This window comes from Vibrio aestuarianus, assembly GCF_028858425.1.
GTDB classification, from domain to species: Bacteria; Pseudomonadota; Gammaproteobacteria; order Enterobacterales; family Vibrionaceae; genus Vibrio; species Vibrio aestuarianus.
Genome location: NZ_JAKNYQ010000002.1, coordinates 871,248 through 886,336, shown reverse-complemented (window position 1 = coordinate 886,336; position 15,089 = coordinate 871,248). Strand labels below are relative to the sequence as shown.

General features: G+C 43.3%; 11 protein-coding genes. 8 read left to right on the top strand and 3 right to left on the bottom strand.

Annotated features, from left to right (window positions below; translation table 11 throughout):
- Positions 1 to 723: 723 nt before the first annotated feature.
- The 4 genes from MCT08_RS17580 (at position 724) to MCT08_RS17565 (ending at position 6,147) form a co-directional block, all read left to right on the top strand.
- Positions 724 to 3,057: a S8 family serine peptidase gene (locus tag MCT08_RS17580; RefSeq protein WP_274679004.1), complete on the top strand. Its 2,334-nt coding sequence runs from the start codon at positions 724 to 726 to the stop codon at positions 3,055 to 3,057.
- A gap of 426 nt (positions 3,058 to 3,483) precedes the next feature.
- Entirely contained in the window at positions 3,484 to 4,680 is a 1,197-nt protein-coding gene (locus MCT08_RS17575) for a glycine C-acetyltransferase (protein ID WP_172532559.1), read from the top strand.
- The gene (tdh, locus tag MCT08_RS17570) at positions 4,677 to 5,708 is read left to right on the top strand and encodes an L-threonine 3-dehydrogenase (RefSeq protein WP_171981223.1); all 1,032 of its coding nucleotides are present in this window, start codon (positions 4,677 to 4,679) and stop codon (positions 5,706 to 5,708) included. Before MCT08_RS17575 ends, tdh begins: the two co-directional genes overlap by 4 nt.
- Before the next feature lie 184 nt (positions 5,709 to 5,892).
- On the top strand, positions 5,893 to 6,147 hold the full coding sequence (locus MCT08_RS17565) for an HP1242/YdcH family protein (protein WP_141652877.1): 255 nt from the start codon (positions 5,893 to 5,895) through the stop codon (positions 6,145 to 6,147).
- 130 nt (positions 6,148 to 6,277) lie between these two features.
- Here MCT08_RS17565 and MCT08_RS17560 read toward each other — a convergent pair whose 3' ends face one another.
- Positions 6,278 to 6,988, bottom strand: a complete 711-nt coding sequence (locus tag MCT08_RS17560) for a tRNA (adenine(22)-N(1))-methyltransferase (RefSeq protein WP_274679003.1) — start codon at positions 6,986 to 6,988, stop codon at positions 6,278 to 6,280.
- 156 nt (positions 6,989 to 7,144) lie between these two features.
- Here MCT08_RS17560 and MCT08_RS17555 point away from each other — a divergent pair, with 156 nt between their 5' ends.
- Positions 7,145 to 7,435 carry a YkgJ family cysteine cluster protein gene (locus tag MCT08_RS17555; protein WP_053311097.1) on the top strand — a complete coding sequence of 97 codons (291 nt, stop codon included), beginning with the start codon at positions 7,145 to 7,147 and terminating at the stop codon, positions 7,433 to 7,435.
- Positions 7,436 to 7,505: 70 nt separating this feature from the next.
- Here MCT08_RS17555 and MCT08_RS17550 read toward each other — a convergent pair whose 3' ends face one another.
- Positions 7,506 to 7,850: a YajD family HNH nuclease gene (locus MCT08_RS17550; protein ID WP_053311096.1), complete on the bottom strand. Its 345-nt coding sequence runs from the start codon at positions 7,848 to 7,850 to the stop codon at positions 7,506 to 7,508.
- 214 nt (positions 7,851 to 8,064) lie between these two features.
- On the opposite strand from MCT08_RS17550, the gene MCT08_RS17545 reads away from it, so the two are divergent.
- Both MCT08_RS17545 and MCT08_RS17540 read left to right on the top strand, forming a co-directional pair.
- Positions 8,065 to 8,280 (top strand): DUF3820 family protein, encoded by a 216-nt coding sequence (locus tag MCT08_RS17545; protein WP_053311095.1) that lies wholly within the window; start codon positions 8,065 to 8,067, stop codon positions 8,278 to 8,280.
- A 260-nt stretch (positions 8,281 to 8,540) separates the two neighbouring features.
- A complete protein-coding gene (locus MCT08_RS17540; RefSeq protein ID WP_274679002.1) occupies positions 8,541 to 10,988 on the top strand; it encodes a beta-mannosidase in 2,448 nt (815 codons plus the stop codon).
- 261 nt (positions 10,989 to 11,249) lie between these two features.
- Here MCT08_RS17540 and ltrA read toward each other — a convergent pair whose 3' ends face one another.
- Positions 11,250 to 12,722 carry a group II intron reverse transcriptase/maturase gene (gene ltrA / locus MCT08_RS17535; protein WP_274678579.1) on the bottom strand — a complete coding sequence of 491 codons (1,473 nt, stop codon included), beginning with the start codon at positions 12,720 to 12,722 and terminating at the stop codon, positions 11,250 to 11,252.
- Between the two features lie 887 nt (positions 12,723 to 13,609).
- Here ltrA and MCT08_RS17530 point away from each other — a divergent pair.
- Positions 13,610 to 14,650: a hypothetical protein gene (locus tag MCT08_RS17530; protein WP_274679001.1), complete on the top strand. Its 1,041-nt coding sequence runs from the start codon at positions 13,610 to 13,612 to the stop codon at positions 14,648 to 14,650.
- Positions 14,651 to 15,089: the final 439 nt, after the last annotated feature.

Sequence of the window (15,089 nt, the reverse complement as noted above, 5' to 3'; positions counted from 1 at the left end):
GTTACGGCGATATTTGTCGATCATTTGAAATCGTTTGTCATTCACATTTCGCCATAAATGGTTGGTTTTTATGCCCAATAAATTCATTGCACTTAAACGGAATCTCATTCCAAAATAGCGTTACAAACTAAATATTTGGTCGGACTGTTGTGATTTATCTAAGCAACGTAGGCGGCTCGTCTTCTGTCTCAATGATGATTTAATTCACGGGATTGAAATATTTCGGCAAGTATTAGTAGCACCCCAAAAAACATAGGCTGACAGCAAACGACCTAGCATAATATCTACCTTAGATTTGATGGTGAGAACTTTGTTATTAAGGGTGATATGCATCATATTCCAATTAAATTAGTAGGTTAAAAGCAGAAGTGAGAACCCCTGAATTAAATTGGTTTATTGGATGTTTTTTTTTAAATTAAGTACGTTAATGTCTTATTTGTCGTTTAATGGTGTTGTTTATCGTGATTCCCATCCGATTAATATTATGCTCTAGCTCTAATTAACCTTATTTGTCTTTGTGCATTTTCGGGGTGAGAGATAACTTATTTTGATGACGAAAATTGGTTTATTGAGGAAAGCTTCTCGATAAGGCCTTCGTATTTTATCTCGCATCTGGTGGGTGGTTCATAAGGTGTTTGGTGATAGCTTTCAGCGTCAAACAATCAATGGTCATAGCACTTTTTTGCCAGGTGTATTTTCAATGAATATTTGGCGGTCATTTATATGAAAACATACAACAAATTATTACTTCTTACACTGGTGCTCTCGGTGCAGGTTCATGCTTCACAAAGAGATACTTATATTGTATTGCTTGAAGAGGATCAACCAACAATGATGTTGAGATCGAAGGACAACATTTCGTTAGAACAGAAAGTAGAACAATTGTTGGAGCAGTTAAGTCGAAGTACAACCTCTTCATTAATGAGAACTCGAGAGAAGTCGAGCGTCATTACGGCATCTGATGTTTACCAAAACTTTAATAGTTTCTCTGTCGAATTATCACCTGAAGAAGCAGAGCTGCTTAGAGATTCCTCTCAAGTAAGAGGTGTTTATCAAGATGTTATCTTTACCGGCGATAATGTGCAGAGTTTAAATAATGAGCAAGTTTCTTCTTGGGGTTTAGATCGTTCAGACCAAAGAGATTTACCGCTGGATGGACGATACGATCATGGTCAATACACAGGGGAAGGTGTATCGATTTATGTTATAGACTCTGGTATCGATTTTAATCACCCAGACTTCGAAGGGCGAGCGAAGTCTGGATGGGATTTTGTCGACAATGACAGCGACGCATCTGATTGCAACGGGCATGGCACTCATGTTGCCGCTACCGCGGGTGGACATCAGTATGGTGTAGCACCTAAAGCGGATATCATTTCTGTACGAGTACTTGAGTGTAATAACCGCACCAATGGTACTAAGCAATTACAGGCTTTAGATTGGGTCACAGAACATGCAAAGCAACAAGGTAAGCCTGCGGTAGTGAGTTACAGTATTGGTAACAATTCGCGTTGGCCGCCAATCGACGAAGCCGTGGAAAGATTGATTACTCAACACAATCTAACATTTGTTCATAGTGCCGGGAATAATAACACCGATGCTTGTACTCACTCGCCGTATTCAGACTTCTCTATTACCGTTGGTGCTTCAACCAAAGATGATTATCGTGCGAGCTTTTCAAACTGGGGAGCGTGCGTTACTTTATTTGCGCCGGGCGAAAATATTATCTCTGCGCGTAACCATGGTGGTTACCAAGTGATGTCCGGTACATCAATGTCGACGCCACACGTCACAGGGCAGGTAGCGAGAATGCTTCAAGCGAACCCAAAGTTGAGCCCAAGTGAGCTTAAACAAGCGCTTATTGCCAATAGTACGCAAAACACGCTTTATGACGTCGGGTATCAGTCGCCAAATCGTCTGTTGTATATCAAGGAGTCAGCTCTAGAAACTGAAGCTAATGCCGGTAGCGATGTATCTGCACAGTTTGTTGCTGATAAAGTTTATCGTTTAGATGGTTCGGCATCTACTGGAGATGATATCACTTACAAGTGGTCAATTAAGAAGAGACTTGTTGAGGGTGTTGATCCTGCTCTCATTAGTCTGAGGCAGGCGAGATCGGTAAGTCCAAAAATCAGCATTCCAGCGAGTGTTGAAGTTGAAGAAACTATCCAAATTCCGGTTAAATTAGAGGTCACTGCTGCTGACGGTGAAAAAGCGAATGATACTGTTATTTTAACTCTTACTAGCGGTGATGCCGTCAATCATAAGCCTGTTGCTGAAGCCACTGTCGATAAAACTGAGGTTGTGCACGGAACGAGCTTTACTTTAAGTGGCAGTGGTTCAAGCGATCCTGATGGGGATGCTCTCACTTACCTTTGGCGTCAAATTAGTGGAGAATCAGTAGAGCTGGGGAATAATACCAGAGAGTTAATCACGGTTAACACTGAGACTATTGACAATATCGATCATGCGCTGAAATTTAAATTGACGGTTAGTGATGGCCAAGCTTCAGACACTTCAGTAGTTGAAATTAACGTATCACCCAATGGGGGTGGTAACCAGGCGCCTGTTGCTAAAGCCAATGTCGACCATAGCAGTATTAACCACGGTGAGACCTTCCGATTGAACGGCAGACGATCAACGGATGCAGATGGCGATACTCTGACTTACCTGTGGGAGCAAGTGAGTGGAGAACGGGTTAATTTGGGTGATGCTACTCAATCACGGATTACCGTTAATACCAGCTCTTTAAACAATGTCGACCAACCATTGACGTTTAAATTGACGGTAAGCGATGGTCAAGATACTGATAGCGCTAGAGTATCAGTTCAAGTGTCATCGACGAATAATGGTGGTACTCCTGGTGGTGATTTCGAGTATGAATATCCAACTGGTTTTGGCTCTTATGTCGATGGAACGGTGGTGAAATTTCCTGGACACGGTGTGTATCAATGTTTTGGAGCATGGGCTGCGCACTGTAATAGTCAAGGATACCAGCCTGGTGTTGCAGTTGATCCAAGTCATGTCTCTCAGCAGTGGAAGTTTCTTCATAACTAATAGTCACTAAATAAAAGCAAGTAGCGTTATGTTACTTGCTTTCAATTTTCTATCTTTAAACCGCTGATTAAGAAGGTTTAAGGATATTCACCGCAAGATTTTTGCATTTTAAATATTGCCGTTTGAAGAACTAACCTTTACTCCGTGATATTTACCTTCTTTGGTCCTCCATTATGAAAATTACTTACCTTTCAGGTCTACAATAATTTGTGCCTAGAATTCACGAATGGTTTTCCACTTTGAGGGATTATCGTCATGATGAGCTTGGATTAAACTATATTTATCTCATTTATTGTCTTGGTATTGGTGATACCCATAGCTAAATACGGAGATGATTAATCGATGTGTTTACAGTGTAAATAAAGACTATCAATACCACCCTACAAAGCCAGTCATAGGCGATATAAATCAAAGAAGGAATCAGTAATGTCTTCTGCATTTTACCAACAGATCCAGCAGCAACTTGAAACAGTGAAAGCTGAAGGTTTATACAAATCAGAGCGTGTTATTACCTCACAACAGCAAGCTGCTGTATCAATTTCTACTGGCGAAGAAGTATTGAACTTCTGTGCTAACAACTACTTGGGTCTTGCGAACCATCCTGCGCTGATTGAAGCGGGTCGAGACGGTATGGCAAAGCACGGCTTTGGTATGGCTTCTGTGCGTTTTATCTGTGGCACACAAGATATTCATAAAGAGCTTGAACATAAGTTGTCAGCATTTCTTGGTCAGGAAGATACGATCCTTTACACCTCATGTTTTGATGCGAACACCGGTCTTTTTGAAACGATTTTAGATAAAGAAGATGCGATCATCTCTGACGCGTTAAACCATGCTTCGATTATTGATGGGGTACGTTTGTGTAAGGCGATGCGCTTCCGTTACTCAAACAACAACATGCAAGAGCTAGAAGAGCAATTGATCGCGGCAGATGCAGCCGGTGCTCGTAATAAGCTTATCGTAACTGATGGCGTTTTCTCAATGGACGGTGTGGTTGCCAACCTACCTGCTATTTGTGATTTAGCGGATAAATACAATGCGTTGGTGATGGTTGATGACTCACACGCTGTTGGTTTTATGGGCGCAAACGGTCGTGGTACGCATGAATACCATGATGTCATTGATCGTATCGACATTATTACCGGTACTTTAGGTAAAGCGATGGGCGGGGCTTCTGGTGGTTACACATCTGGCAAGAAAGAAGTGATTGACTGGTTACGTCAGCGTTCACGCCCTTATTTGTTTTCTAACTCTGTGGCTCCTGCGATTGTGACGGCCTCAATCAGAGTGTTAGATCTTCTGGCTGAAAGCGGTTCGCTACGTGACCAATTATGGGATAATGCTACCCATTTCCGTACTCGTATGGAAGCGGCTGGTTTTACTATGGGCGGTGCTGATCACGCGATTATCCCAATCATGTTGGGCGATGCTAAAGTTGCGGCTGAGTTTGCAGAGCGTGCGCTTGCTAAAGGTATCTATGTTATTGGTTTCTCTTTCCCAGTAGTGCCAAAAGGTCAAGCTCGTATCCGTACACAAATGTCGGCAGCACACAGCCGTGAGCAGTTAGATCGCGCCATTGATGCATTTATCGAAGTTGGTCAAGACATGGGACTAATTAAATGAAAATTAAAGCATTATCAAAATTAAAGCCTGAGCAAGGCATTTGGATGACAGACGTTGACATGCCAGAACTTGGCCACAATGATCTGCTCATTAAAATTAAGAAAACCGCCATTTGTGGTACTGATGTGCATATTTACAACTGGGATGAATGGTCACAAAAAACCATTCCGGTACCTATGGTTGTGGGTCATGAATACGTCGGTGAAGTGGTTGGTATTGGTCAAGAAGTACGTGGTTTTGAATTGGGCGACCGCGTTTCTGGTGAAGGTCATATCACATGTGGTCACTGCCGCAACTGTCGTGGTGGTCGTACGCACTTATGCCGCAATACTGTGGGTGTGGGGGTAAACCGCACCGGTGCTTTTTCTGAATTCCTTGTGATCCCTGCATTTAATGCTTTTAAAATCCCAGATGGAATTTCAGACGACTTAGCATCAATCTTTGACCCATTTGGTAACGCTGTACATACGGCGTTGTCATTTGATTTAGTTGGTGAAGATGTATTGATCACCGGTGCTGGACCAATCGGCATTATGGCTGCGGCCGTGGCGAAACACGTTGGCGCTCGCCATGTTGTGATTACTGATGTAAACGAATACCGCCTTGATCTAGCTCGTAAAATGGGCGTAACTCGCGCAGTCAACGTCGCAGAGCAAAAACTTGAAGATGTGATGAGCGAGCTAGGTATGACCGAAGGTTTTGACGTGGGTCTTGAAATGTCGGGTGTACCGAGTGCATTCAGTTCAATGCTAAAAACCATGAATCACGGTGGTCGTATTGCGCTATTGGGAATTCCACCATCAGATATGGCGATTGACTGGAACCAAGTGATCTTCAAAGGGTTAGTGATCAAAGGTATCTACGGTCGTGAGATGTTTGAAACTTGGTACAAGATGGCTTCTTTGATTCAATCTGGCTTAGATCTAACGCCAATCATCACTCACCACTTCAAGGTTGATGACTTCCAAGCAGGTTTCGATGCAATGCGTAGCGGGCTTTCTGGTAAAGTTATTCTTGATTGGGAATAAGCAAGAAGCTGGCTTAGAAATAGATAAGGCGACAGGTTAACTTGTCGCCTTTTTTATATCTGCAATCACCTTTCATGGTCGATTAAAATGAGTTTCGCCACATCACTGCTTTGCGTTTTAAGCCACATTTCTTTGTCACGATTCCTTCTATACTGTGAGTAATTCAACTGAAGAGGGAATGCCGATGCTTAATGAAAATCATGCTTTTATCTTAGAATTTCCTGAGCTTAAATTAGATATTGTTCAGCTTAACCATGATGATCCTACATTCAAAGCGAAGCTGCAGCAGTATCACCAATTGGATTATGATATCCGTCAGCTAGAGATATCGGGCAGTCCAATTGATGATGACAATATGAATGATCTCAAGCTTCAGCGTGTCGAGTTAAAAGACATGTTATACAAAAGGCTAACCAAGCATCATCAGCAAGCTATCTAACGGTGTTTTCCCATATTTTATTTGACGAAAGGTCAGTAAAAAATGCTAGCCGTCAGATCCATTTTTGGTCGATGCAATAAAACGGCTTTAGCATCAATTTCTACTCAAGAGTTATCTTTCAACGTTAGAATCAAAGCACCACGGTGTGATACGCGGCAATAATGTGTGTCACGCTGTTGCTGCTACCCTGTTCAATTCGCTGGTAATGACAGAGTGTTTTACGTAAGTATTTTTCGGCAATATTAGCTTGTTTGAGCGAGGTTGATTGCCAAATTTTGTCACCAACAGCGCTAATTGGCGCGTTTTCATCGGTTACTGATGTAACCAACATCACTTCATAAAAACGTTTATTATCCTCGATCAACACTTCATCCTTCAAAGAAAAATCAAGTTCAATGAGCTTCTGACGCAGTGCAAATTGGTGGTGAACCGGACACAGCAGAAAATCAATGGCTAATTCTGGGTACTTATGATGAAGAGTCTCAACAAACTTGATCATTAAATCACCACCTACGCCAGCAATAATGACTAAGTGTTTTCCTTGATGCTTATCCAATGGCAATGTCGCTACATCAATGCAGTGTGTTTTCCACCGAGAAAGTGAGTGTGAATAAAAGCGTTGCAGTTTGCCTTCTAGCTCATCCATTAGCTTGGGAACTATATCCACAAAGTGTATATTTGGCGCAGCCAGGCGAGACAATAATGCTGCGCCAAGTAACCCATGATCACAGCAGCAATCCCAAATGTGGGTATAGTCGGCTGTCACCATTTGTTCTATTTGTTCTAGTCTTTTACTCAGTTTCAAGAAAAATGCCCATATAACGATGAAAAACGGGCGCATTGTAATGGTTTTCTTCTCTTTAGCGAAGTTGGCGAGAAGATAATGGATTTATCTGCGAAGTTAAAGTGGTGAGAGCAAGACACATCGCACAAGAATGTCGATAACATAACGTAATTTAGAGTACTATGCGCTAATTCAATTGATGGTAGATACTCGATGTCGATACCGATTAAAAACGTAACCACCCCAGAAGTTTCTTGTTCTAATTGTCAGGCTTGTTGTTGCCGTTTAGAAGTGATGATTATTACGGATACTGGCGTACCTCAGCAACATATCGCTTTTGATGAGTGGGGTGGGGAAACTATGCTACGTTTGGCTGATGGTTGGTGTTCGGCATTAGACCGTGAGACTTTCATGTGCACGATTTATGAAAATCGTCCTTGGATTTGCCGAGAATTTGAAATGGGCTCATATGAGTGTCGCGATGAAAGAGCAGAGTTCATGTAAGCCTTATTCGTTTAGCGTTTAAGCATATAGGTACTCGGGGGTCGAACGGAGTACCTTACAGCAATCTGCATTACTTTTTCATCATCTTTGCTAGGTCAGCAAAAGGGTTGTAGGTAGCGCTTTGATGATCATCTAACCTTGCGACTGGATCGGCACCGAATCGATCATGGTCAGAATATTTAGAGTGCTCATGGTCGTGGCAATACAAACATAAAAGCTCCCAATTACTGCCATCTTCCGGGTTATTGGTATGATCGTGATCTTTATGATGGACCGTTAACTCTTTCAAATTTGAGTAAACGAACTCACGAGCACAGTTGCCACACACCCACGGATAGAGCTTGAGTGCCTTTTCTCTGTAGCCACTTTCTTGACGAGCATAGCTCGCACTTGAACCATAAAAATCTGATGACATGCTATTTCCAACCATTGGTTTATTGAAAGTCTTATTACGATATTAAAAACCAGTATCCGCTGCAAATCAAAACTTGGGCGGAGAACCGATGTCCGATATTAGACCACAAGGTGACTGGTTTCCAAAGAGAGTGAATAACAAAAAACTACCGTAACTAAGCAGAGAAAAGTAAACTGAAGAAACTCAAATGGTTAGTCATTCATGTGGATAAGAAATGCTAGAAAAAGAAAACCTGATAAAACTTGCGCGCATGCAAATGCCATTTGGTAAATATGCTGGCCGAGTACTTATCGATCTGCCAGAAGAATATCTACTGTGGTTTGATAAAAAAGGATTCCCAGAGGGGGAGTTAGGTCGTTTATTGCAATTGTGCTTAGCATTGAAAATCGAAGGCTTAGATAGTGTCGTCAAGCCGTTAAAGCGAATGTAATTCCTTAGAAATACCGAAACTCTTAGTGCAATCTGATTGAGCGATAGCGGGTTGGCTTTTAGCGCTAGGTGAACTTAGATAGCATCTTGAAAATCAAATTAAAATCAACCAATTCCACTTGTAGGTAAAACTATGAAGTAGCTCCAATTTTTAATTAAATTGGCTTAGTTTTTGATCAATGTTTGCTCATGCGCACCCAATTCAAAGTCACCGCTTCGTATGATGGCCCGACTTCAATCTAACCTAATACAGGAGTGGGCATGACTCGTTTAATTCTTGACGGAAATTGGCGCCTAGCATCCCTAACGAACCCAGACATTCAAACCGACATGACACTACCAGGCGATGTGCATTCTGCCTTACTCGCTGCCGAGTTCATTCCCAATCCTTATTGGGCAACCAATGAAAAAAACGTGCAGTGGGTCTCTGAGCACGACTGGCAAATAACCCGAAGCTTCGAGGTATCTTCAGAACTCCTTGCCCATGACGTAATCGACCTTTCCATGAGCATGGTCGATACCATGGCGGAGATTACGCTCAACGGTGAAACCGTGTTGGAATGCAGCAACATGTTCCGCCTGTATCAAACGGATGTTCGCCCATTTTTAGTGGAAGGGGAAAACACTCTCACTATTACGATTAGACGTGCAGATCTAGAAGCGGCCGCTCGCGCCGAAAAGCTGCCTTTCCCGGTTCCTTGGGCTGTGGGTAATAACCAAATTCCGCATATGAATACTTTGCGCAAAACCCAATGTCATTCAGGCTGGGATTGGGGGATTTGCTTGCTAACCAGCGGCGTATATGCACCAATCGAGTTGATTGCCCGCCAAGCATATCGACTTAACAACATCACGACCAAACAAATATGGCAAAGCAAACAGTGCGAACTCGCGGTGAGTGTTGACCTTGAAGTATTAAATTCAGAATCCAGCGCATTGATCGAAGCAACTCTCACCTCTCCGTTAGGTGAAGACGTATTAAACGTGCAAACCTCAGCCACAACCGATACACAACTCAACTTTAGTATTGAGAACCCGCAGCGATGGTGGCCAGCAGGCTATGGCGAGCAGCCTCTTTACACGTTAGTCGTCTCAATTAATGGCCAGACCATCACCAAGAAAATCGGTTTACGCGAGTTAGAACTCGAAACTTTAGCAGACGAAGTGGGATCGTCGATGACCTTTATCGTCAACGGTAAGGCCATCATGGCCAAAGGTGCGAACTGGATTCCACTTGATGCCATGCCAGCGCTGCATACCTCAGACCGTTATCGAGCCCTACTTCAAGATGCGGTCGATGCCAACATGAACATGATTCGTGTTTGGGGCGGTGGCATGTACGAACAAGACGAGTTTTACGATCTGTGTGATGAACTTGGGCTATTGGTCTGGCAAGACCTGATGTTTGCCTGCGCACTGTATCCATCAACGCCAGAATTCTTAGCCGATGTAGAACTGGAAGTGCGTGACCAAGTGAAACGCCTACGAGATCACCCAAGTCTCGCACTTTGGTGTGGTGACAACGAAGTGATTGGTGCTATTGGTTGGTATCCTGAGTCTCGTACCAATCGCGAAAAGTATGTGGTGAACTACGACAGGCTTAATCGCGTGTTGCAACAAACAGTCGAAACCGAAGACCCAACGCGCCGTTTCTGGGCGAGCTCTCCATGTAATGGCGAATTAGATTTTGGTGATGCTTGGCACGATGACAACAAAGGCGATATGCACTTCTGGGATGTATGGCATTCTGGCAAATCCTTAGATGCGTACCACAGCATTAAACCACGTTTTTGCAGCGAATTTGGTTATCAATCATGGCCATCACTGCCGGAAGTCAAAACCTTTGCCGAGCCTAGCGATTGGAATGTGACCTCTCCAACGTTTGAACAGCACCAAAAAAACGGCCGTGGTAATAGCATCATCACCGAAATGTTTACGCGCTATTTCCGCTTTCCATCCAACTTTCAACAAATGCTTTACCTCAGCCAAGTGCAACAAGCACTCGCAATAAAAACCGCCAGCGAATTTTGGCGCGCCAACAAACCCATTTGCCGAGGCATTCTCTATTGGCAATTGAACGACTGCTGGCCTGTAAGTTCATGGTCGAGCATTGAGTATTCAGGTCGCTGGAAACAACTGCACTACCATGCCAAACGCTTCTTTGCTCCGCAAATGGCGACATTCGTTCATGATGAAAGTGGGCTGCGTTTACACGGGTTGAATGATGAACACGCCGACCGAAAAATAGAAGGGCAAGTGTCCTTAATCGACTGGCAAGGGAACATTCTTGAGGGGTGGCCTTTATCTGATGTCATTAAAGAAGACGGCAACAAGGTATTATGGCGATTAAGTCCTGAGGCATTAGAAAAACGCCAAGGGCAAGGCTTCTATCATGTCGAGCTGAACTGCCAAGGTGAGGTCATTTACAACACTTGGTTTGATGATTTGTTTAAACGCTTGCCACTCGCCGCTGCTAACATCACAGCAGACGTAATTAAAAATGATCAAGGGATACAAGTTGTGCTCAAAACTGATGCACCAGCTTTCTTTGTTCACCCTGAGTTTAGCGGTAAAGGTCGATTCAGTGATGCCAGTTTTACCCTTTTACCCCACCATCCTGTCACCATCGATTATATTGGTAATGCAACAGCAGAAGAGTTGCAAGCCGATCTGCACATTTACCATTTGGCCGGCAGCTACCTGAGCTAAAATCGAAGGTTGAGCTACTTAAGATAAAAGAGCCAGTGATTGTATCACTGGCTCTTTTACGCCCTACTAAGAATGCACCATTGTAGATAGCACTCCCTAACTCGATAATGCCCAGACACTTCTCAGCTCGATCATTGCTAGCAAGGTTTTGTCGAGTAGACGACACCTGTTACCAAGTGTCGCCCCTCTAAGAACCCAGCGTGCAACTTTCACCGCACTAGGCTCAAGCCTTCACGAAGGCACCAGTTGGCACCCAGCAACTTACAAAGCAGTGAGAGCAGGCTCATGCCAAGAGTTGCGACTTTGCCTCTTTGACTTTCTCTTTGCCAAGTATTCTTGGTGTTGAGGATCAAAAGGTGTAGCGGCACTCCTGATTTTCACATGTCTCTCTATCGGCACTTTGGCTATTTGAAACAGATTGAACTGACAATCCATATTCATGATCTTCTGCCAACCGTGAAATTGCCATTGACCTTGACGGTTGATGAAGTATTTAAGAGCGACCCAAGTTCTAGACTTTGTTGGATGACGCCTTTTAGCCCAGTGCCATAACGCATGGAATAGCTTGTGACCTACATATCCGAATACCTGTTTAGCTACACAGTGTCGATAGTAATTCGACCAGCCCCTGAGTTTCGGATTTACCAACTTGATTAAATCGTTAACGGGGATAGTTGCGTGCTTTTTGATGAGTTCACGCAAGTTACTCAAGAACAGCAGTGTGTTGGATTTGCTCGGTTTAATGAGCAATTTCCCTTTGTACTTCCTATGATTAAAGCCTAAGAAGTCAAAACCACGGCTGATATGGGTAATGTGCGTTTTCTCTTCGGAGAGTGTTAAGCCTCTTTCTGCTAAGAAATCAGCAATCAACGGTTTAATATCGTTCTCCAGCACTTCCTTTGAAGCACAGGTGACGACGAAATCGTCGGCGTATCCAATAAAGTTGGCTCTAGCACCCTTTTTTAGTGCAGTAGACTTTATGCGTTGCTCAAGCCCTGCAAGAGTCATAAGCATCAAGGTCGGAGATATGACCCCACCTTGTGGTGTTCCCTCGTCAGTGCGATAGAACAACCCTTTGTCTATAAAACCAGACTTTAGCCATTGTTCCAACATACGTTTATCTACGGCAATGTTGTCCATAAGCCATTGATGTCCGATCTTGTCGAAACAGGCTTTGATGTCTCCCTCAAGAACCCATTGAGCTGATTTCTTTAATGCCAGACACTTGAAGCACTGTGCGACTGCATCGGCAGTGCTGCGGTTTGGTCTAAATCCATAGCTGTTAGGGCCGGCAAGTGTTTCTGATACAGGCTCCAGAGCAAGAAGATGAAGCGCTTGCTGCGCTCTATCGACCATGCAGGGGATACCCAGTGGTCTGAGCTTGCCATTTTTCTTGGGGATGTAGATACGCTTGAGCGGTTTGGCTTGATAAGCTTTTCTGCTCAATTGATTGACCGCTTTCATGCGGCGCGTATCTGTATTCCAGATAACGCCATCAATTCCAGGCGTTTTACTGCCTTTGTTTTGTGATACCCGCTTAACAGCAAGAAGTTTTGCCGAACGCGAGTGAGTCAGTATCCACTGCAACGCTTTCGCTTTGCTGTGTTTACCTTCTCGTGTTGCCTTTGCAATACGCATCTGAAGCTTTAAAACATGAGATTCAACGTCTTTCCAATTGGTGGATTGCCATTGAGCACTGTCAGGAGAGGCACTAATCTCTTTTGAAATCATCATTTGCGTTTCTCCTTGAATAAAGTTCTTCAAATTCTCTTGCAACGGAAGACCAGTCGGAAGTCAGCCCACTTTCGTGATCAGATATGAATCTGTATCTGCATCGTTACAATGCAGCCTTCGCTTTTTCCAACCTCCTATACCTGCATCACTATCGGCCACGAAGGCTTTCCCAGAGGGAGTGATACAGGCTTACCGTGTTCCGTATGTCGCGCAATGTCAGTGTAGATGCCCGCTATAGTGCGGAGAGTTCAACGATCACGAAAGAGCACGGGGCAATCTCTTTCCGACTCTCATGCCTTTTGGCCACAGCGTATTAACCACTTCCGCTGATTCATCATATAACGCACCTTATGCGGATTCACTTATGTTCATCATGCTGACTACCTAGCACTCACCCGATTGTGGTTATCAGGAGGATCGTTCTCTCGCGATTTAGATCCCGACTGGTGCATGACCAGCCTTCGTTACATTGTCAGACTCGCTACTTTATTCAGAGTCCTAGGTTCATCTGGTGATACAGATGGTTCACACATTAAGCGGTGAACAGCGCTTCATACGACCTCACGTCGCACGCCCCGAAATGAGTTGCGAGAGTTCAGCTACGCGGTTCTCTAAAGCATATTTTGACCTACTTTCCCTCATGTCTAGAACTCTAACTCTGTGGCTAAACTCACTATGCCACTACAAGGTCGGTTGCTCAGCGATAAGTTCTCGTACGTTCATGCCCCGACCTAGTTCGGAGGTGATACTGCCGTTTTTGCGATACGTTTCAGAGAAGTGCCATTGGAAATAGAGATAAGCATTTTTAATACGTATAATTCAACTGAGTATGCATTAAAAATCAGCTAGATAGGGTGAGCCGAAAATTGAAAATATCAGAGCTATTAATGTTTACGTGCTTAGCGTTTGTTGCAGGTGTCGTAGCATGTTTGGTTGGTGGCGGTATCTTGGCGGCAATTTGGGATATGGATTGGACAAAAGCAGAGAGCGTTTCTGCCATCAGTACTAGCCTAGGGGCAATAGGAACGGTCGGAACACTGCTATTCCTTATTATTCAAAATAGGGCGTTAAGGCATGAACAAAAAGAACAATTAAAACTAATCGCGTTCCAGAGGTACCAAGGCCATAAGGAGAGTTTTGTAAGCCTCCTAAAAAAGCTGGAAAATCAATACCGTGTTACATTCATTGATCCAGATGAGCTATATCGAAATATTTTCCCAAGTAACAGTTTCGAGTTCTGCACATTAAAAGCCTTCATTTCAGACAGTAGCTTTCTCTCTGAGGCGGTGGGAATATATAAACGCATAACGCATGAAGAGAACCTGAGTAGTGACATCGGGTTAGGTCATAGGAATGTACACACTCATATCCATAACCAGCTAGAAATACAAAGAAAAATGTCGATTCGCTTTTCCAGTAATCCAGAACTGGGCGACTTGTTCAGTACTTCAAAGGTTGAAAACGTACTTGTTTTAAACATGTTTGGTGCATTTCAATATCAGAGGGCATTAAGGGGAATATTGTCAGAGCTTATAACTTTCTCCGGGCATTACATTGAAATTGGAAAGATTACCCCCCTAGCAAGGAAAGAAAACCACCTCGCTTTCATGACGTTCTTAAATTCCTTAACTAATGGTACTGCGCTAAAACTAGAGTCAAACATTGCCCTTGAGCTTTGGATGTCCATGTATATGGCTATTGAAAAGAATCACGAGAACAAGAACGAGAAGATGCAAGCGATGCTGGGTCACATGAGAAAAATTGCCCGGTCTTCCGAAGACGCACAGAGAGTTCTCTCATCTAGAAATGAGATGGAGACCTTAATTGCTGACTTCAATAGCCTTCACAGCGAAGAACGAGCTTTTATTGAGAATACTGTTTCTGACGAAATATTCAGCCTTATAAATCGGTTTAGATCTTCCAACTGAACCAGCAGCTTTTCTATTGAAGGTCCATTTAGGCGTTTCTCCTAACTCAACTTATCCGAAAATAGTATCGCTGTGTACAATCTATAACGCATTTCTGTCCAAAAGTGAGTTCCGTAGGCGTTTGCCTACCTTAGGTGTGAATTATTTGAAGATTTATAAACTGAAGATGATTTGAATTGGGTATATGTCATGTAGTCAACGTTGTGTAACTTTCTTACACTAGGTAGTTGCCGTTTTGTAGAGGTATACGAAAAGGACATCTTATGGTTTTATGTTTGGATACGATATGGTTTTCATGATGGCCTAACTTATTGAAATAGAGTTGGCTCATTGGACGCTTTATGATTTCAGCGACATCTGATGTTTGCAAAATAACTTAGCATAAATTGCAAAATATTTAGCAAATTCGCACTATAAGTCAGCATAGTCTATTTTTTGT